The organism is Streptomyces sp. NPDC029674 (assembly GCF_044903205.1).
Taxonomy (GTDB): domain Bacteria; phylum Actinomycetota; class Actinomycetes; order Streptomycetales; family Streptomycetaceae; genus Streptomyces.
Genome location: NZ_JBJDPY010000016.1, coordinates 57977 through 77258, shown reverse-complemented (window position 1 = coordinate 77258; position 19282 = coordinate 57977). Strand labels below are relative to the sequence as shown.

At 73.0% G+C, this 19282-nt stretch carries 5 protein-coding genes; 1 reads left to right on the top strand and 4 read right to left on the bottom strand.

Annotation, left to right across the window (positions count from 1 at the left end; translation table 11 throughout):
- Positions 1-6738: an SDR family NAD(P)-dependent oxidoreductase gene (locus ACI2L3_RS31600; protein ID WP_404755821.1), complete on the bottom strand. Its 6738-nt coding sequence runs from the start codon at positions 6736-6738 to the stop codon at positions 1-3.
- A 6-nt stretch (positions 6739-6744) separates the two neighbouring features.
- Complete coding sequence (locus ACI2L3_RS31595) at positions 6745-15678, bottom strand: beta-ketoacyl synthase N-terminal-like domain-containing protein (RefSeq protein ID WP_404755820.1); 8934 nt, start codon at positions 15676-15678, stop codon at positions 6745-6747.
- A gap of 380 nt (positions 15679-16058) precedes the next feature.
- On the opposite strand from ACI2L3_RS31595, the gene ACI2L3_RS31590 reads away from it, so the two are divergent.
- Positions 16059-16763, top strand: coding sequence for a thioesterase II family protein (locus ACI2L3_RS31590; RefSeq protein WP_404755819.1), 705 nt, complete (start codon positions 16059-16061; stop codon positions 16761-16763).
- A gap of 252 nt (positions 16764-17015) precedes the next feature.
- On the opposite strand, the gene ACI2L3_RS31585 is transcribed toward ACI2L3_RS31590, so the two are convergent.
- Both ACI2L3_RS31585 and ACI2L3_RS31580 read right to left on the bottom strand, forming a co-directional pair.
- Positions 17016-17591 (bottom strand): TetR family transcriptional regulator, encoded by a 576-nt coding sequence (locus ACI2L3_RS31585; RefSeq protein ID WP_404755818.1) that lies wholly within the window; start codon positions 17589-17591, stop codon positions 17016-17018.
- 13 nt (positions 17592-17604) lie between these two features.
- Positions 17605-19140, bottom strand: a complete 1536-nt coding sequence (locus tag ACI2L3_RS31580) for a DHA2 family efflux MFS transporter permease subunit (protein ID WP_404755817.1) — start codon at positions 19138-19140, stop codon at positions 17605-17607.
- Positions 19141-19282 lie beyond the last annotated feature (142 nt).

Genomic DNA, 19282 nt, shown 5'->3' with positions numbered 1-19282 from the left:
TCACACCCCGAGTTCGTTGTCGATGAAGTCCAGTACTTGCTCGGCGGTGGCCGACTCCAGCTGGTCCACCGCGCCGTCGCCGTCGCTGTCCCCGTCGGCTCCGCCACCTGTGGCTCCTCCCGCCGCCGCGAAGCGGGCGAGCAACGCCTCCAGGCGGGCGGCGACGGCTGCCTGGTCCAGACCCTGCGTGACGGCGGCGGACAGGACGTGCTCGACCCGCGCCACTTCGTGCAGGACCTGAGCGGTCACGTCACCCCCCGCGCCACCGGTACCACCGGCACCGCTTGCGGCCCGCGCGGTCTCCGAGGCGAGCCGCTCCGCCAGGTGGGCGGCGAGAACGCGGGCCTGCGGATAGTCGAAGACCAGCGCGGCGGGCAGCTTCAGACCGGTCGCGGCGGCGAGCCGGTTGCGCAGTTCGACGGCGGTCAGCGAGTCGAAGCCGAGCTCCTTGAAGGGTGCGTCGACCTGCACCGCGCCCGCGTCGGCGTGCCCGAGGACGCCGGCCGCGTGGGTGCACACCAGCTCGGTGAGGAGGTCCACTCGTGCGTCCTCGGTGAGGCCGGCGAGCCTCCCTGACCAGTCGGCCGCCCCACCGAGCGCGGCCCCGCCGGACCCCGTTCCGCCGGCGGTGGCCGCGGTGGGCCGTGGGCGGGCGGTGCCCGAGGCCGCCCCGGCCGCCAGGGTGCGCAGCACGGCGGGGACGGGGGCGTCGGACGCGGCAGGGACACGGGTGTCCAGGTCCAGGGCGAGCAGGTCGGGGCGCCCGTGGGCGCGTGCCGCGGCGAGCAGGGCGCAGCCGCGGGCCGCGCTGGTCGGCCTGATGCCGTACCGGTCGATGCGGGCCCGGTCGGCCGCGGACAGCGTCCCGGTCAGGCCGCTGGTGGTCTCCCACAGCCCCCACGCCACGGACAGTCCGGCGAGCCCTCGCGCACGTCGGTGCGCGGCCAGCGCGTCGCAGTAGGCGTTGGCGGCGGCATAGTTGGCCTGCCCGGGGGTGCCCATGGTGGAGGCGAAGGAGGAGAACATCACGAACATCCCGAGCCGCATCTCCCGCGTGGCCTCGTGCAGTTGGCGCGCGATGCCGGCCTTGACCGCCCACACACGGGCAAGGGACTCAGGGGACTGCGAGCCGATCAGGGCGTTGTCGAGCACTCCGGCGGCGTGCACGACGCCGGTCAGCGGATGCGCCGGATCGATCCCGGCGATCAGCGCGTCGACGGCTCCGGGTTCGCTCAAGTCGCTTGCGACGTACGTGACTTCTGCACCGAACTCGGCGATACGAGAGGCCAGTTCGTCGGCGCCGTCGGCGGCTGCCCCGCTGCGGCTGACGATGAGGAGATGCCTGCTCTCACCGGTACGCGCCAGATGTTCGGCCACGGCGGCCCCGATGGTGCCGGTGCCGCCGGTGATGAGGACGGTGCCGTCGGGGTCGAGCGGCGCGGGCACGTCGAGTACGAGTTTGCCGGTGTGCTTCGCCTGGCTCATGTGCCGGAACGCCTCTCGCGCCCGTCCCAGCGGCCACGCGGTGACCGGCAGCGGCACCAGCGCCCCCTCGGCGAAGAGCGCGCCGAGCCGGTCGAGCATCCGCCCGAGCCGCTCGGGCCCGGCGTCGGCGACCAGGTCGAAGGCGACGTACGACACCCCGGGGTGCTCCAGTGCGACCAGCTCGGGCTCGCGCGGATCACTCTTGCCCATCTCCACGAACCGCCCGCCGCCGCCGAGCAACCGCAAGGACGCGTCGAGGAGTTCACCGGTGAGGCTGTTGAGTACGACGTCCACGCCACGGCCGTCGGTGGCGTGCCGGAACGCTTCCTCGAAGGCGAGGTCCCGGGAGGAGGCCCGGTGCGCGGCGTCGATGCCCATCTCCTCCAGCACGGCATGCTTGGCCGGACTGGCAGTGGCGAACACCTCCGCACCCAAGTGACGGGCGATCTGCACCGCCGCCATCCCCACACCACCCGTAGCGGCATGGATCAGCACACGCTCGCCCGCCTTCAGACCCGCCAACTCCACCAACCCGTACCAGGCCGTCAGGAACGCGGCGGGGGCGGCGGCCGCCTGCCGGGTGTCCCAACCGGCCGGGACCGGCGCCAGCATGCGCGCGTCGGCGACGGCCCACGGGCCGAAGGCGCCGCCGTCCAGCATGCCCATCACGGTGTCCCCGGCGGACAGGCGCGTGACGCCGGGACCGACCTCGGTCACCACACCGGCCGCCTCCGTGCCGAGCGCCGCGTCCGGGTCGGGATACATGCCCAGAGCGATCAGTACGTCGCGGAAGTTGACGCCTGCCGTGTGGACGGCGACCCGGACCTGGCCCGGCTCCAGCGGACGCAGCGCGTCGTCGTCGCAGGCTTCCGCCGTGACGGCGTCCAGCGTCCCGGACCGCCCGCCCACCAGCCGCCACGCCCGCGCTCCGGCAGGTCCCGTCAGCCCGGTCGGGCCGGCCGGCCCGGACTCCTCGGCCCGCGCCCACCTCGCGACGAGCGTGCGCCCCCCGCGCAGCGCGAGTTGCGGCTCGTCCGCCTCCACGGCAGACCGCACCGCGTCGACGACGGTGGTCACAGACGTACGGTCGAGGGGCGTGTCGGTGTCGATCAGCACGAACCGGCCGGGGTTCTCCGACTGCGCGCTGCGCACCAGGCCCCAGACGGCGGCGACTGCCGGGTCGGCGGTGGCTGCGGGTTCGGCTGTGCTTGTGGGGTCTGAGGTGTCGATCGCGCCTACCGCGTCCACCGCGCCCCGGGTCACGAAGGCCAGCCGTGTCTGCTCCAGACTCGGAGCGGCCAGGAACTCCTGTATGACGCGCAACACCCGCCCGGTCAGGGCGAGTCCGCCCTCGCCGGTGGTCTCAGGGTCCACGGGGGCCAGGAGGACGGAGGGCGGTGCGGTCACGTCGGCGAGCGCGCCCACGCCCGGGTAGTACTCCAGGTCGATGTCAGGCCCCGGGTCGGCGACCAGTGTGCCGAGCGCCGCGCAGCCGGTCAGGTCGTCGGCCGTACCGCGACCGTCCGACGGGACCGGTACGGGCAGCGGCGTCCACCGCAGCTCGTAGAGCCCGTCCGCGCCGGCCCCTGCCGCGCCCCGCACCTGCTGGACCCCGGTCGACCGCAGCCGCAGCTCCGCCACGTCCACCACGGGCCCACCGGCGGGATCGGTCACCGTCAGCGACACGGTCTCCTCGTCGCCGCCGCCCAGGCCGGCGAGCCGCACCCGCACGGTGGTGGCCCCGGTGGCCCACAGCGAAACGCCGCTCCAGGTGAACGGCAACAGCACCTGCCCGCCGACGGACGCGTTCCCGGCCCCGGCTCCGGCACCGTCCTGCCCCCGCTGCGCGAGCAACGGATGCAAGGCGGCATCCAGCAGCGCCGGATGAACCCCGAAACCGGTCGGCGAACCGGCCTGCTCGGGCAGCTCCACCTCGGCGAACAGCTCCGTGCCGAGCCGCCACATCGCACGCAGCCCCTGGAACGCCGGACCGTACTCGTAGCCGACGGCGGCGACCTCCTCGTAGAAGCCGCTCACCTCCACGGGCTCGGCCCCCGCCGGAGGCCACTGCCCGCCCTGCGGCGCGGGCCGCGCCACCGGCTCACGCCCGAGCTCACCGACGGCATGACACGTCCACACCGCCGCGGCGTCCTGCTCAGGCCGCGCATACACGTGTACGTCGCGACGGCCGGTCCGCTCGTCGGCCGCACCCACGGCCACCTGGACCTGCATCCCACCGGACTCGGGCAGCACCAGCGGCGCCTGCAGCGTCAACTCCTCAAGAGTCGCGCAACCCGCCTCATCAGCGGCCCGCAACACCCACTCGACCAACGCCGCGCCCGGCACGATGACCGTCCCGGCCACCACGTGCCCACCCAGCCAGCCACCGCCCTCGGCCGACACCCGGCCGTTCAGCACCACTCCCCCGTCGGCGAGGGCGACAACGGTCGGCAACTGCGCGTGCCCCGAACCGCCCGACTCCCCGCCGCTGTTGCGCTGCACGGAGTCGGCCAGCCAGTAGCGGCGGCGCTGGAAAGCGTAGGTGGGGAGGTCGACGGTACGAGGGGTGGGGTCGGCCGGGAACCAGCGCCGCCAGTTGACCTCGGCACCAGCGCAGAAGGCGTGGGCTGCGGCGCGGGTGAGCTGGAGAGCGTCCCCGTGGTCGCGGCGGAGGGTAGGGACGACGGTGGCGGAGACGTCCGCCCGCTCGATGGTCTCCTCCATGCCGAGGCTCAGCACGGGGTGCGCGCTGGCCTCGATGAACAGGCGGTAGCCGTCAGCCAGCAGCGCTTCGATGGTGTCCGCGAAACGGACGGGCTGGCGGAGGTTCGTCACCCAGTAGTCGGTGTCCAGCGCCGTCGTATCCGCCAGTCGCTCGGCGGTGACCGTGGAGTAGAACGCCACGTCCGTGCTCGCGGGCCGAATGTCGGCCAGGCGTTCCGTCAGCAGGTCGTGGAGCTGGTCGATCTGGGGGCCGTGGGAGGCGTAACCCACGTCGATGACCCGGGCACGCAGACCACGGGCCTCGGCGTCGGCCACCACGGCCGCGACATTCTCCGGCGCCCCCGAAATGACTGTTGAACTAGGCCCGTTGACGGCTGCGACGACCACTCCCGGCCGGTCACCAATCAGCTCGGCGGCCTGCTCCGCGCCGGTGCCCAGGGAGGCCATGTCACCGTGCCCTTGCAACTGCCGGAGCGCGTCACTGCGTACCGCTACGATCCGCGCCGCATCCTCCAACGACAGCGCCCCCGCCACACACGCAGCAGCCATCTCACCCTGCGAATGCCCCACCACAGCAGCCGGAGTGATCCCGTAATCGGCCCACACAGCAGCCAGCGAAACCATCACCGCCCACAGCACGGGCTGCACGACCTCGACCCGGGACAGCTCGCTGCCGTCCCCGCGCAGAACCTCCGTCAACGACCAGTCCACGTACGCCGACAGCGCCCGCTCACACTCAGCAATCCGTTCCGCGAACACCGGCGACTCGTCAAGGAGTTGGGCACCCATGCCCACCCACTGCGACCCCTGCCCCGGAAACACCAACACCGGCCCGGCACCCACATCACCGGCAACTCCGGACACCACACCCGCCGGAGCCTCGCCCGAGCCCGCGGCCAGCGCCGCCAGACCAGCGGTCAGCGCATCCCGATCACGCCCCACCACCACAGCCCGGTGCTCGAACACCGACCGCGTCGTGGCCAGGGACCAGCCGACCTCGGCCGGCAGCGCCTCCGTGTCACCCGCCACGAACTCACCAAGGCGCCGGGCCTGTTCGCGCAACGCGTCCGGTGTCCGCCCGGACACCACCCACGGCACCACCCCACCCGGCTGAGCGGGCGCCGGGACGGGCGCCTCCTCGGATGGTTCCTGAGGCGCCTCCTCCAGGATCAGGTGCGCGTTCGTCCCGGAGATCCCGAACGCGGACACACCCGCGCGTCGCGGGTGGCCGGTCTCGGGCCACGGGGTGGGCTCCGTGACGACCTCGACCGCGCCCGCGTCCCAGTCGACGTGCGGGCTGAGTTCCTCGACGTGGAGGGTGGCGGGGACGAGACCGTTGCGGATCGCCATGACGGTCTTGATGACGCCGGCGACGCCCGCGGTGGCGTGGGTGTGGCCGATGTTGGATTTGAGGGAGCCGAGGAGGAGGGGCCGGTCGCGGTGCTGACCGTAGGTGGCGAGCAGCGCTCCGGCCTCGATGGGGTCGCCCAGCCTGGTGCCGGTGCCGTGCGCTTCGACGGCGTCCACTTCGGCGGGGGTGAGGCGGGCGTTGTCGAGGGCGGCGCGGATGACCTGTTCCTGCGCGGCGTCGTTGGGCGCGGTCAGGCCGTTGCTCGCGCCGTCCTGGTTGACTGCTGAACCCCGTATCACCGCCAGGACGTTGTGACCGTTGCGGCGGGCGTCGGACAGGCGCTCCAGGAGGAGGAGACCGATGCCCTCCGAGAAGCCGGTGCCGTCGGCCGCGGCGGCGAACGGCTTGCAGCGGCCGTCGGGGGCAAGGCCCCGCTGGCGGCAGAACTCGGTGAACATCAGCGGGCTGGACAGCACGAGCACGCCGCCCGCGAGGGCCAGGTCGCACTCGCGCTGGCGCAGCGCGTTGGCCGCCAGGTGGATCGCGACGAGCGAGGCGGAACAGGCCGTATCGACGGTGACGGCCGGGCCTTCCAGGCCGTAGTTGTACGCCACCCGGCCCGAGATGACGCTGGTGAGGCTGCCGGTGGTGGCGTGCCCCTCGAACCCCTCGGGGATACGGGGCAGTTGAGACATGTAGTCCTCGCTGGACACCCCGGCGTAGACGCCGGTGAGGCTGCCCTTGAGGGAGACGGGGTCGATGCCGGCGCGCTCGAACAGCTCCCAGGACGTCTCCAGCATCAGCCGCTGCTGCGGGTCCATCGCCAGCGCTTCCCGCGGGCTGATGCCGAAGAAGTCGGCGTCGAAGGAGCCTGCGTCGTCCACGAATCCGCCGTGGCGGACATAGCTGGTGCCGTAGGCGGCCGGGTCCGGGTGGTAGAGCGCGTCCAGGTCCCAGCCGCGGTCGGTGGGGAAGTCCTCGATGGCGTCCTTGCCGGCGGCGACCAGGTCCCAGAGGTCCTCCGGAGAGGCCACGCCGCCGGGGAAGCGGCAGGCCATGCCGACCAGGGCCACCGGCTCCTGCCTGCGGTCCTCCTCCTGCACCAGGCGCCGACGCGTGTCATGGAGCTCGGTGGTCACCCTGCGCAGATATTCGACCAGTTGCTCTTCGCTCGCCATGTGCGGTCACCCGGCCTTCGGAGTGGGGGTCACGCGCGAGGTGCCGTGCCCGACACCAAGCTCGTTGTCGATGAAGTCGAAGATCTGATCGGCGGACGCGGCCTTGAGCCGGTCGGCGGCGTCGTCCTTGCCGTCGTCGTCCGTGGTGGCGTTCGTGGTGGCGTTCGTGGTCTTCCACCGTGTGAGGAGCGCTTCGAGCCGGGTGGTGATCTCGCCCGTCTCTCCGTGGGACAGCTGGGCGGCGAGCGCGGCCAGCGCGTTCTCCATGCGGGTGAGGTCGCTCAGCACGGCGCCTGAGGAGGGAGGACCGGTGAGGGGAGCGGTGGGGAGACCTGCGGGCGCGCTCCCCTTGGATGTCTCGCTGGGGCCGGTCAGCCGCTCGCGCAGATGTGCGGCGATCGCCGCGGGGGTCGGGTAGCGGAAGACGAGGGCGGTGGGCAGGCGCAGGCCGGTGTCCCGCACAAGCCGGTTGCGCAGCTCGACGGCGGTCAGCGAGTCCAGGCCCAACTGCTTGAAGGTGGCGTCCCCGCGCAGCGCTTCCGGGTCGGTGCGGCCGAGGACCGCGGCGGCGTGGGTACGTACGGCATCGACGAGCAGCCGGTGTTGTTCGGCGGTGGACAGGGCGGCCAGCCGGGCCGGCCAGTCCGTGGGGGGTGTGCGGTCGGCGGCGGTACGCCGGGCCGGCGCGGCGGCCGTGACCAGCGCGCGCAGCGGGGCGGGCACCGTGGCGGCGCCCTCGGCGGCGAGGGCACGCGGGGCCAGCCGGGCCCCGAGCAGCGGAACGCCACCGCCGTGCGCGCGAGCGGCGTCGAGCAGCGCGGGGACCTGGCCGGGCACCGTCTCCTTGATACCGGGCCTCGGCGCGACGGACGGACCGTAGGTGAGGGCTACGCCCGTCGTTCCGGTCGTGGAGGTCGCTGTCGACGTTGCCCCGGCGGCGTGCCGCCGCAAGGCAAGGGCCGCGCTGAACGCCTCGGCCCCGGCGGCAGCCGGCGACCGCCGAATGCCCAGGTCCGCGCCTGCCGGGGACAGGACGGCGAACAGCGCCAGGGGGAGGTGGGCGGTCGCGGTGTGCAGGGCGGCGGTTGCGCCGGCGCTCGACGACCACGTCTCGGCGAACGCCCCGTCTGCCGAGGCACCGAGGTCACTCGCGTCCACGGCACCTACCGCTTCTGCGGCACCTACCTCTTCTGCGGCGTCTGCGGGTTCTGCGCCTCCGACCACGTGGATGGCCCCTGTGAGCGGGTGCTCCGCGTCGACGGCGGCCACCGCTTCGGCCAGCGCGGCCGGGTCCGCCGGGTCGGCGGCGATGAGGTGCGCGGTGGCGCCAAGGCCCCGCAACTCCTCGACCCTTTCCGCCAATTCACCGTCGCCGGACAGCAGCAACAGCTGCCCGCACTGCCCCGTGCGTACGAGGTGTTCCGCGAGCGCGGCCACCGTCGCACCGGACGAGCCGGTGAGCAGTACGGTGCCGTCCGGGTCCAGTGGACGCGCTTCGTCGGTGGTCGACGTGTCCCGGAGCGCGACGAGGCGCGGCACCAAGGCGCGGCCCGCGCGCAGGGCGAGTTGCGGTTCGTCGGTGTCGAGTGCCGTGGCGACGGCCTGCTCCAGGGAGGCGTCGTCCACCCGGATACCGGCCTCGGTGTCGACGATGACGAAGCGGCCGGGATGCGTGACCTGCGCCTGCTCGACCAGCCCCCGTACCGCGGCGGCGGCCGGGTCGGGGAGGGAACCGTCACCCGTGGCAACCGCGCCGCACGTGATCACCACCAGACGGGCGTCGGCGAGTCGCGGGTCGGCGAGCCAACGTTCGAGGAGCGCGCCGGTCCGCCGCACCACGTCCAGCGCAGCGAGTACGTCCGGTGCGTCGGCGGCCTCCTCACCCGTCGCCGTAACGGTGGCCAGAACGACAGGCGGCACCGGAGCTCCGCCATCCACGGCCGCGCACAGAGCATCCAAGTCCTGCAACTCACCGGCACCGACACAGACCCAGCCCGAGGGGTCGGCACCTTCACCCGCACCCGCCGCAGCAGGCACCGGCACCCACTCCATCGCGTACAGCTCCGCCGCCCGCTCCCCCGCGCCCCGCAAGTCCCCGCGCCCCGCCGCCACCGCGACCAGGGCCTCGCAGGTCAGCACCTCCGCGCCGGTGGGGTCGCTCACGCCGACCCGCCACGTGCGTCCTTCCGCTGACGTGTCGGCCGCCGCGTCGTCCAGCGGGGTGAGCCGGACGCGTACAGACGTGGCGCCGGTCGCCCACAGGGTCACACCGGTCAGCGTGAACGGCAGCCACACCTGGGCATCCCCGCCCTCGCCCCCGGTCGGCGGATCGCCGAGGAGCGCGGGCTGCAACGCGGCGTCGAGGAGCGCGGGATGAATGCCGAAGCCGCCCGCTTCGGGCGCCACTTGCGGCAGCACCGCCTCGGCGAACAGCTCGCCGTCCCGCCGCCACAGGGCGCGCAGTCCCGTGAAGACCGGCCCGTAGCCGACGCCGGTCGCGGTGGCCCGTTCGTAGAAGTCGGTCAGGTCGACGGGCTCGGCGCCGGACGGCGGCCACACCGCGTCCGGCAAGACATGCGCGGGCCTACCGGTGGGCTCGGTGACGAGCTGGCCGGCGGCATGGCAGGTCCAGGGCGCGTCGGTCCCGGCAGGGGAACCCTCGTCGTCGGGGCGTGCGTAGACGTGGAACTCGCGGCGCCCGTCCTCCGCGTCGGCCGGCCCCACCACGATCTGCACCTGCACGCCCGCGGTCTCGGGCAGCACCAGGGGGGCCCGCAGCGCGAGCTCGTCGACGCGCGGGCAGCCGGCTTCGTCGGCGGCGCGCAGCGCCCACTCCGCGAGGACGGAGGCGGGCACGACCGCGGTGCCGAAGAGGGTGTGCTGGGCGAGCCAGGGGTGGCTGTGCCTGCTGATACGGCCGGTGAGGAGCCGGATGTCGCCGTCGGCGACCTCGGTGGCCGCCCCGAGAAGCGGGTGTTCCGCCGGGGCGAGGCCCAGGCCGGCCGCGTCCTGGGTGCCGGCGGGGGCCTCCAGCCAGTACCTGCGCCGCTGGAAGGCGTACGTGGGCAGCTCCAGAGTGGACGTGGGCGAGGATCCAACCAGCGCCGCGCCGGTGGCCGGGAACCAGTTCTCCCACCTCACCCCGCACCCGGCGGCGAAGGCCTGGGCGAGCGAGAGGGCCAGGCGTGCCGTGCCGCCGTCCTCGCGACGCAGCGTCGGGACGGTGACGGCGTCGGCCCCGGCCTCCTCGAAGGTTTCCTGGAGGCCGAGCGTGAGGACCGGGTGGCTGCTGGCCTCGATGAAGACCCGGTGGCCGTCGGCGAGGAGCGCGGTGACGGCGTCGGCGAACCGGACCGGGCGGCGCAGGTTGGTGATCCAGTAGTCGGTGTCGAGGCCTTCGGTGTCGACGCGGGTCCCGGTCACCGCCGAGTAGAACGCCACCGGGGCCGCGACGGGCCGGACGCCGGTCAGCGTGTGGGTCAGTTCGTCGGTGATCGCGTCGACCTGCGGGCTGTGCGAGGCGTAGTCCACGTCGATGACGCGGCCGCGCAGCTCGCGCGCCTCGGCGTCGGCTACGACTGCGGCGACCTGCGCGGGCGGGCCTGAAATGACCGTCGACGACGGTCCGTTGACGGCGGCGATCCCGACTCCGGGATGCCCGGTGATGAGTTCCGCGGCCTGTTCCTGGCCCACGCCGAGGGAGGCCATGGCTCCCCCGCCCGAGAGCTGCCGCAGCGCGCGGCTGCGCAGCGCCACGATCTTGGCACCGTCCTCCAGGGTGAGCCCACCGGCCACGACCGCCGCGGCGATCTCGCCCTGGGAGTGTCCGACGACGGCGGCCGGGGTGACGCCGTGGTCCGCCCACACGGCGGCGAGCGACACCATCACCGCCCAGAGCGCCGGCTGGACGACCTCCACGCGGGACAGCTCGCTCCCGTCCCCGCGCAGCACCTCACTCAGCGACCAGTCCACGTGCGCCGACAGCGCCCGCTCACACTCCTCGATCCGTGCCGCGAACACCGCCGACTCGCGGAGCAGTTGGGCACCCATGCCCACCCACTGCGACCCCTGCCCCGGGAACACCAGCACCGGTCCCGGCCCTATGTCCCCGGCGACACCGGACACCACATCCGCCGACGCCTCACCCGCGGCCAGCGCCGCCAGGCCGGCCGTCAACGCGTCCCGGTCACGCCCCACCACCACAGCCCGGTGTTCGAACACCGACCGGGTGGTGACCAGCGCCCTGCCCACCTCCGCGGGGGAAGCCGCGGCCGCGTCCGCGGTCACGAACTCCCGCAGGCGGCGGGCCTGTTCGCGCAGTGCCGCTTCGGTCCGCCCGGAGACCACCCACGGCAGCACCCCATCCGGCTGGGCGGGCGCCGGGACGGGTGCCTCCTCAGGTGGTGGTCCCTGAGGGGCCTCCTCCAGGACCAGGTGCGCGTTCGTGCCGGAGATTCCGAAGGACGACACCGCGGCGCGGCGCGGACGTTCGCCGCGCGGCCAGGCGACGGGCTCGGTCAGCAGGCGTACCGCGCCCGATGACCAGTCCACGTGTCCGCTCGGCTCGTCGACGTGCAAGGTGGCGGGGAGTTGCTCGTGGCGCATGGCCAGCACCATCTTGATGACGCCCGCGACGCCCGCGGCAGCCTGTGTGTGGCCGATGTTCGACTTCACCGAACCGAGCCATAACGGACGGTCCTCCGGGCGGCCCTGCCCGTACGTCGCCAGCAGCGCCTGCGCCTCGATCGGGTCACCGAGCGTGGTGCCGGTGCCGTGTGCCTCCACCGCGTCCACCTCGTCCGCGGTGAGCCGGGCCGCCGCGAGCGCGGTGCGGATGACGCGTTGCTGCGAGGGGCCGTTGGGTGCGGTCAGGCCGTTGCTCGCGCCGTCCTGGTTGACCGCCGAGCCCCGGATCACCGCGAGGACTTCGTGGCCCTTGCGGCGCGCCTCGGAGAGGCGTTCCAGAAGGACCAGGCCCACGCCCTCCGCCCAGCCGGTGCCGTCCGCGCCCGCCGCGAACGGCTTGCAGCGGCCGTCGGGGGCCAGGCCCCGCTGGCGCGAGAACTCGGTGAACATGCCCGGTGTGGCCAGGACGGTGGCGCCGCCGGCCAGGGCCAGATCGCACTCGCCGCGCCGCAGCGCCTGCGCCGCCAGATGGAGCGTGACCAGCGACGATGAGCAGGCGGTGTCCACCGTCAGGGCGGGCCCTTCGAGGCCGAAGCTGAACGACAGGCGGCCCGAGGCCACGCTCGGCGTGCTGCCGGTCAGCAGATAGCCGTCGGTGGACCGGGACGGTTCGTGCAGGCGCGGGCCGTAGTCCTGTCCCGTCATGCCGACGAACACGCCGGTGGGGCTGCCCTTCAGCGTCCGGGGGTCGAGGCCGGCCCGTTCGAAGGCCTCCCAGGCGCATTCGAGGAGCAGCCGCTGCTGGGGGTCGACGGCCAGTGCCTCGCGCGGGCTGATGTCGAAGAACTCGGCGTCGAAGTCGGCGGCGTCGTAGAGGAATCCGCCCTGCCGGGTGTAGCTGGTGCCGGACCGGTCGGCGTCGGGGTGGAAGAGCCGCGCGAGGTCCCAGCCGCGGTCGGTGGGGAACTCGCCGATCGCGTCGGCGCCGTCCGCGACCAGCCGCCACAGCTTCTCCGGCGAGCCCGCGCCGCCGGGGTAGCGGCAGCTCATGGCGACGATGGCGATCGGGTCCCGGTCCGTGCCGGGGTCGACGGTGCCGGGGCCGCCCGTGCCGGACGCGGAGCCGACGACCGCGGCGGCCGTACCGGTGAGCTGCGCGCGCAGGTGCGCGGCGACGGCCAGCGGGGTCGGGTGGTCGAAGGTGAGGGTGGCGGGCAGCGGCAGGCCGGTCTCCGTGCCGAGCCGTTCGCTCAGCTCGGCGGCGGCCATCGAGTCGAAGCCCAACTGCTTGAACGTACGGGCGGTTGCGACCGTCTTCGAGGCGGCTCCGAGCACGACGGCCACGTGTTTGGCGACGAGCCCGAGGAGTACGCGCTCCTGGTCGGCCACGGAAAGCCCGACGAGCCGCTCCCCGAGCCCGGACCCGGTCCCGGGTCCGGTCCCAGGCCCTTCCGTCTCGCGCTCACTCTCTCGCTCGCGCACACTCTCCCGTCGACCGGGCGCGACATGCCCCTGCGGCTCGGCGGCGTCGGGCCAGTGACGGTCGCGCTGGAAGGGGTACGTGGGGAGGGGGAATCGGCGGGCGCCGGTGCGGGCGCCGTACGCCGGGGTGAAGTCGACGTCGGCGCCTCGGACGTACGCCTGGGCCAGGAACGTCAGGAACGTGGTCACCTCGTCGCGGCCGCGACGGCACGCGGCGATGGCGGCGGGGCGCGGACCACTCCGGCCCGCGGAAGAGGAATCCGGGGAAGCGGGATCAGAAGCCGAGGAAGTGGGAAAGCACGCGCGGGCCATCGCGGACAGCGGCGCGTCCGGTCCGAGCTCGGCGAACGTCGTCACTCCGCGCTCGCACAGCCCCCGCACCCCGGCCAGGAACCGCACGGGCTCGCGCGCATGCCGCGCCCAGTATTCGGGGTCGCCCTGCTCGGTACCGGTCGCGGCCACGAGCTCGCCGGTGACGTTGGAGACGACGGGGATGACCGGCGCGTGGAAGGTCAGCCCGGCGGCGACGGCGCGCAGTTCGTCGAGGACGGAGTCCATGTGCGGCGAGTGGAAGGCGTGGCTGACCTTCAGGTGGTGGGCCTTGCGGCCGCGGCCGCGCCAGGCGGCGGTCAGTTCGCCGACGGTGTCGCGGTCGCCGGAGACGACCACGGAGTCGGGGCCGTTGACGGCGGCCAGGGTGACGTGCCGCTCGTGTCCGGCGAGCAGTTCGGCAGCCTCGTCCGCCGTTGCCTGCCACGCGGCCATCGCACCGGGCGCCCGGACCGACTGCATGAGCCGGCCTCGGGCGGCCACCAGAGCGCTCGCGTCCGGCAGCGAGAGGACGCCGGCGACGTGAGCGGCGGTGATTTCGCCGACCGAGTGGCCGAGGACGTAGTCCGGCCGCAGACCGAAGGAGGCCGCCAGCCGGTACAGGCTCGTCTCGATCGCGAAGAGCGCGGGCTGGGTGTACGCGGTCTGGTCGAGGAGGGCCTGCTGTTCGGCGTCGTCACCCAGGACGATGTCGCGCAGGGGGCGGTCCAGATGGACGTCCAGGGCGGCGAAGGCTTCGTCGAGGGCGTCGGCGAAGACGGGGAACCCGGCGTACAACTCCCGTCCCATGCCCGCGCGTTGGGCGCCCTGACCGCTGAAGAGGAAGGCCACCTTGCCGTCGGTGTCCGCTTCGCCGCCCAGCACGGAAGCGGTCTCCGCGCCCTCGGCCAGCGCGTCGAGAGAGCCCAGCAGTTCGGCGGTGTCGCCGCCGAGCAGGACCGCGCGGTGGGTGAGGGGTGCGCGGGTGGTGGCCAGCGCGTGGCCGACATCGGCGGCGTCGGGGGCGTCGGGGGCGGGGCGGCGGGCGGCGAGGTGCGTCCGCAGGCGGTCGGCCTGGGCGCGGAGCGCGGCAGCGCTGTGAGCGCTGACCGGCCACGGCGTCGGCACCAACACCGACGCCGACACCGACGCCGACGCCGACACCGACACCGATCCTGCCCCCGATCCCGACGTCGGCACGGACGCGGATTCGGGCGCCGCCGCCGACACGACGAGGTGAGCGTTGGTGCCGCCCATGCCGAAGGAGGACACCCCGGCGATCAGGGGCTGTTCGGGGCGCGGCCAGTCGGCCGGTTCCCGCTGTACGGCCAGACCCAGTTCGGGCAGCGGGATGGCCGGATTGGGGGTGGTGAAGTTGAGGCTCGGCGCGAGCTGCCGGTGGTGGATGCTGAGGGCCGTCTTGAGCAGCCCGACGATCCCGGCGGCGGCTTCGAGGTGGCCGACGTTCGTCTTGGCGGAGCCGACGGCCAGCGGCACGGTGCGCGCACCGTCCTGTCCGAGCGCGGCGCCGAGCGCGGCGGCCTCGATCGGGTCCCCGACGGGCGTGCCGGTGCCGTGCAGTTCGACGTACTGCACCTGGTCCGGCGTGACCCGCGCCCGGCGGCACGCAAGGCGCACCACGTCCTGCTGTGCCTGCCCGCTGGGCAGGGTGATCCCGTCGGTCGTACCGTCGCTGTTGACGGCGCTCCCCCGGATCACGCAGTACACGGTGTCGCCGTCGCGCCGCGCCGCCGCGAGGGGCTTGAGCACCACGAGGCCGCCGCCCTCGCCGCGTACGAACCCGTCGGCGCGGGCGTCGAACGTGTGGCAGCGGCCCGTGGCCGAGAGTCCGCCGAAGCGGGCCGCGGCCAGCTCGGTTGTCCGCGGCGAGCAGATGAGGTTGACGCCGCCCGCGAACGCGATCTCGGACTCGCCGCTCCGCAGGCTCTCGCAGGCCAGGTGGACGGCGACGAGCGAGGAGGACTGCGCGGTGTCGACGGTGAGGCTGGGTCCGGCCAGGTGGTAGGCGTACGAGATGCGGTTGGCCAGAATGCTGCGGTGCACGCCGGTCATGGTGTGCCGGGTGACGGCACCGGCCGCGTGGAGGTTCAGGACGTCGGTGTAGTCGTCCCAGAACGCGCCGACGAAGACGCCGGTGCGGCTGCGCGCCAGGGCGGGCGGCCGGATGCCCGCGTCCTCGAGGGCCTCCCAGCTCAGTTCGAGGAGCAGCCGTTGCTGGGGGTCCATCGTCACGGCCTCGCGGGGGCTGATGCGGAAGAAGTCCGCGTCGAAGCCGTCGATCCGGTCCAGGTAGCCGCCCGGCCCGTGCAGGCCGGAATCAGCCTGCCGCCGCTCGGGCGGCGCGGCGCTCACCGCGCTGCGGCCCTCGCTCAACAGCTGCCAGAACGCGGCCGGGTCGGGCGCTCCGGGCAGCCGGCAGGCCATTCCGACGACGGCGATCGGGTCGGGGCCGACGCCCGCGCCGGAGGAGGGCGCGGCCGTCCCGCCGGAGGACGCGGCCATCACGTCAGCTGCGGTCGGGCGCGGAACAACTGGCTGCCACAAAGCATCAACGGCGCTCCCGGTCCGAAATCGGAGATCGCTACGAGTACCGGGCTCATCGTGAGCGGGCTGTCTAAAGGCGAACCAAACCCCGACTAGCTGTCCACCGCTTTAGACGAGCGCTATGGCCTGCGGCCAGCATCGGGGCCCCGGGGCGAAGGACACGTCCGCGCCCGCGGAGCGACGCGAGGAGAGGGAGAGCGATGAACAGGGGCAGGGCGCAGGCACCACCGAAACCCGGGTCCGGAACCGAAGCGGCAACCGGAACCGGCATCGAAGCGGGAACCGGAACCGGGCCGGGGCTATGGTTGCGGCGGTACCACGACTCCTCCGGCGCACCGGTGAGACTGATCTGCTTCCCGTTCGCGGGCGGTTCGGCCAGCTACTACTTCGGGCTCTCCGGGCTGCTCGCGCCCGGCATCGAGGTGCTGGCCGTGCAGTATCCGGGCCGGCAGGACCGGCATGCGGAGGCGTGTCTGGAGTCGGTGGCCGAGCTGGCCGACGGGGTCGTGGCCCGGCTACCGGCCGACGGGAAGCCGTTCGCGTTGTTCGGGCACAGTCTGGGCGCGATCGTGGCGTTCGAGGTGGCGCGGCGACTGCGGGGAGCGGCCACCACCGGTCCCGGCCTTCCGGTGCACCTGTTCGCTTCCGGAGGGCTCGCGCGGCCCTACCGTCCGGCGGGGCGGTCGGCGGTGCTGGAGGACGCCGACATCCTGGCTCATCTGCGGGCGATGGGCGGCACCGACGAGCGGTTCTTCCGCAGTCCGGAGCTTCAGGAGCTCATCCTGCCGGCGCTGCGGGCCGACTACCGGGCCGTGGCCTCCTACGAGGCGCCGGGGCCCGGCCGTCTGGACTGTCCGATCACGGCGCTGATCGGGGACTCCGACGAGCGGACGTCGCCGGAGCAGGCCGCCACGTGGCGGGAGCGGACCGGCGCGGCGTTCGATCTGCGGGTGCTGCCGGGCGGGCACTTCTACCTCGACGACTGTCAGGAGTGGGTGGCGGCCGTCGTGACCGAGGCACTCACGGCGGGGCCGGGCGTCTGACGGAAGCCGCGGCGTACGTCCGGCGGAAGCGGGGGCGGACAGACCCCTGGCGTGCTCCGTCGAGGGAAGCCGGAGCACGCCAGGTTGGACCGGACGCGGCAGCCGGGGGAACAGTGGCCGCGTGCGGTCGTCTCTTTTCCGTTGACCCCGCGCCCCGCGGGGGAATCCGGGGCGCGGGGGTCGTACGCGACGGGGCCGCGTACGACGTCTGGCCGGGGCGGGCGACGTGGTTCCGGGTGCCCGCCCCTCCGGTCAGGGCCGCAGGTCTTCCAGGTAGTGCAGCGCCTCGTCGAGCGTGGTCGCGAAGTCCATGTCCGGATCGTTCGCCCAGTCCATCGAGACCTGGAGCATCACTCCGAACACGGCTCCGGTGTAGGCGCGCACCGCGGGGTCCCGCGGGTCGCGCCCGGCCCGTTTGGCCACCTGTTCGCTCATGACCTGCATGGTCTGCCCGATGTTGCCCAGGCTTGCGCCCCAGAGCTCCGGCTCGGAGAGGATGAGTACGAACCGTTCGCGCTGGAGGGCCAGTTCCTGCTCGCTGATGTCCTTCAGCATCGAGCGGATGGCCTGCCGTTCGGCCTGGATCGGCGTCAGGTCGGGCGACTGGGCCTGGACCATCATCGCGAAGGGCAGATCGTAGTCGTGCGAGAAGACCAGGTCCTGCTTGGTGGCGAAGTAGCGGAAGACGGTGCTGGGGGCGACCTCGGCAGCTTCGGCGATCTGCTCGATGGTCGTGGCGGTGTAGCCCTGTTCCCTGAACAAGCGCACCGCCTCCCGCTGAATCGCGGCCTTCGTCCGGGCCTTCTTGCGTTCTCTCAGTCCAGGCACTGTTCCGCCCTGGTCAGACTGCGTCTGCGGCTTCATGCTCAGATTCTGCGGTCTTGGCGGTGCTCTGACCAACATGGCGTGGCAGCCACACCACCGCGAGCAGCACACCGAGCAGTCCCAGACCACCGGAGACGATGAGCACCACGTCCAGGGCGTGGACGTACGCGGAACGCACCGAGTCGGCCAGTCCGTTGGACTTGATCGCCCTGGCCACCGCGAGGCCGCCGAAGACGGAGTCCTTGACCGCGCCCTGTGCCTGCTCGGGCACGCCGTCGAGGTCGAGCTTTCCGCGGTAGCCGGAGTTGAGGATGGAGCCGAGGATGGCCGCGCCGAAGCTGCCGCCGAGGGTACGGATGGACTGGTTGACGCCGGATCCGACGCCGGCGGAGTCCTCGGAGAGCGCGCCGAGGGCCGCGTCCATGGCCGTGGGCAGGGCGATGCCGAGGCCGAGTCCGTAGGCCGCGGTCCAGGCGGCGGCCAGGCCGGTGCCGCTGCTGACGTCCGTGGTGGCGCCGTAGAACAGGGCGGCGGCGAGGAGGGCGAAGCCGATGCCGACCGCGGTCTTCGGGCCGAGGGCCTTGGCGACCTTGTTGGCGACGGTCACACCCACGAGCAGACCGCCGACCATCGGCAGCAGCCGGAAGCCGCTGCCCATCGCGTCGGTGCCGAGGACCGCCTGGTAGTACTGCGGCATCGTGAACAGCACGCCGAACATCGTGAAGTTGATGACGGTGCCGAGCATGGTGCCGGAGGTGAACCGGGCCGAGCGGAACAGCGAGAGGTCGACCAGCGGGTCGGCCACCCTCTTCTCCCAGAGCACGAAGACCACGATGGCGAGCAGACCGCCGATGGTCGGCACCAGCGTGGTGACGTCCGTCCAGCCCTTCTCGCCGCCCTGGATCACGCCGTACGTCATGGCGGCGAGACCCACGCTGGAGAACACCAGGCCGCCGATGTCGAACGGCTTGGCCTCCTTGGCCTTGGACTCGGGCAGCCAGGCGGACACCGCCATGAAGGCGAGGATCACCACCGGCACGTTGATGAGGAAGACGGAGCCCCACCAGAAGTGGTTGAGCAGGTAGCCGCCGAGGATCGGGCCGAGCGGATAGGCGAGCATCGCGGCACCGGCCACCGCTCCGATGGCCTTGGGGCGTTCCTCGTCGGAGAACATGACCGGCAGCAGTGACAGCGTCGTCGGCATGATCAGCGCGGCGCCGAGGCCGAGCACCGCACGCGCGCCGATGAAGGTACCGGAGTCGGTGGCGTAGGCACAGGCCAGCGAGGCGATGCCGAAGATCACCAGAGCGGTGAGCAGCACCTTCTTGCGTCCGAACCGGTCACCGAGCATGCCGGCGGGGATCATTCCGGCCGCGAACACGAGCGTGTACGAGGTCACGAACCACTGCAGCTCGACGTTGTTCGCGCCCAGGTCGTCGGCCATGGCCGGCAGCGCCAGGCTCAGGATCGTCACATCGAAGCCCACGACCATCGAGGCGAGTACGAGAGCCCCGACGGCCCACCACCGCCTCGCACCCTGATCAGCAGACATGGGAGTCGACCTCCTAAAGAGAGCTCAATATCTAGTGAGAGCGTACTCTCGTTTTTTCGGGAGGGGTACCACCCGTTCCGTATAGAACGCGTCAAGAGAGGCGGGGGCGGGACCTCACTAGGGGTGCTCGGGGCGTGCCCTT

Excerpts from the sequence above, each read along its gene's own strand:
- ACI2L3_RS31600 (WP_404755821.1), bottom strand. The coding sequence starts at position 6,738 with ATGGCGAGCGAAGAGCAACTGGTCGAATATCTGCGCAGGGTGACCACC.
- ACI2L3_RS31595 (WP_404755820.1), bottom strand. The coding sequence starts at position 15,678 with ATGGCCGCGTCCTCCGGCGGGACGGCCGCGCCCTCCTCCGGCGCGGGC.
- ACI2L3_RS31580 (WP_404755817.1), bottom strand. The coding sequence starts at position 19,140 with ATGTCTGCTGATCAGGGTGCGAGGCGGTGGTGGGCCGTCGGGGCTCTC.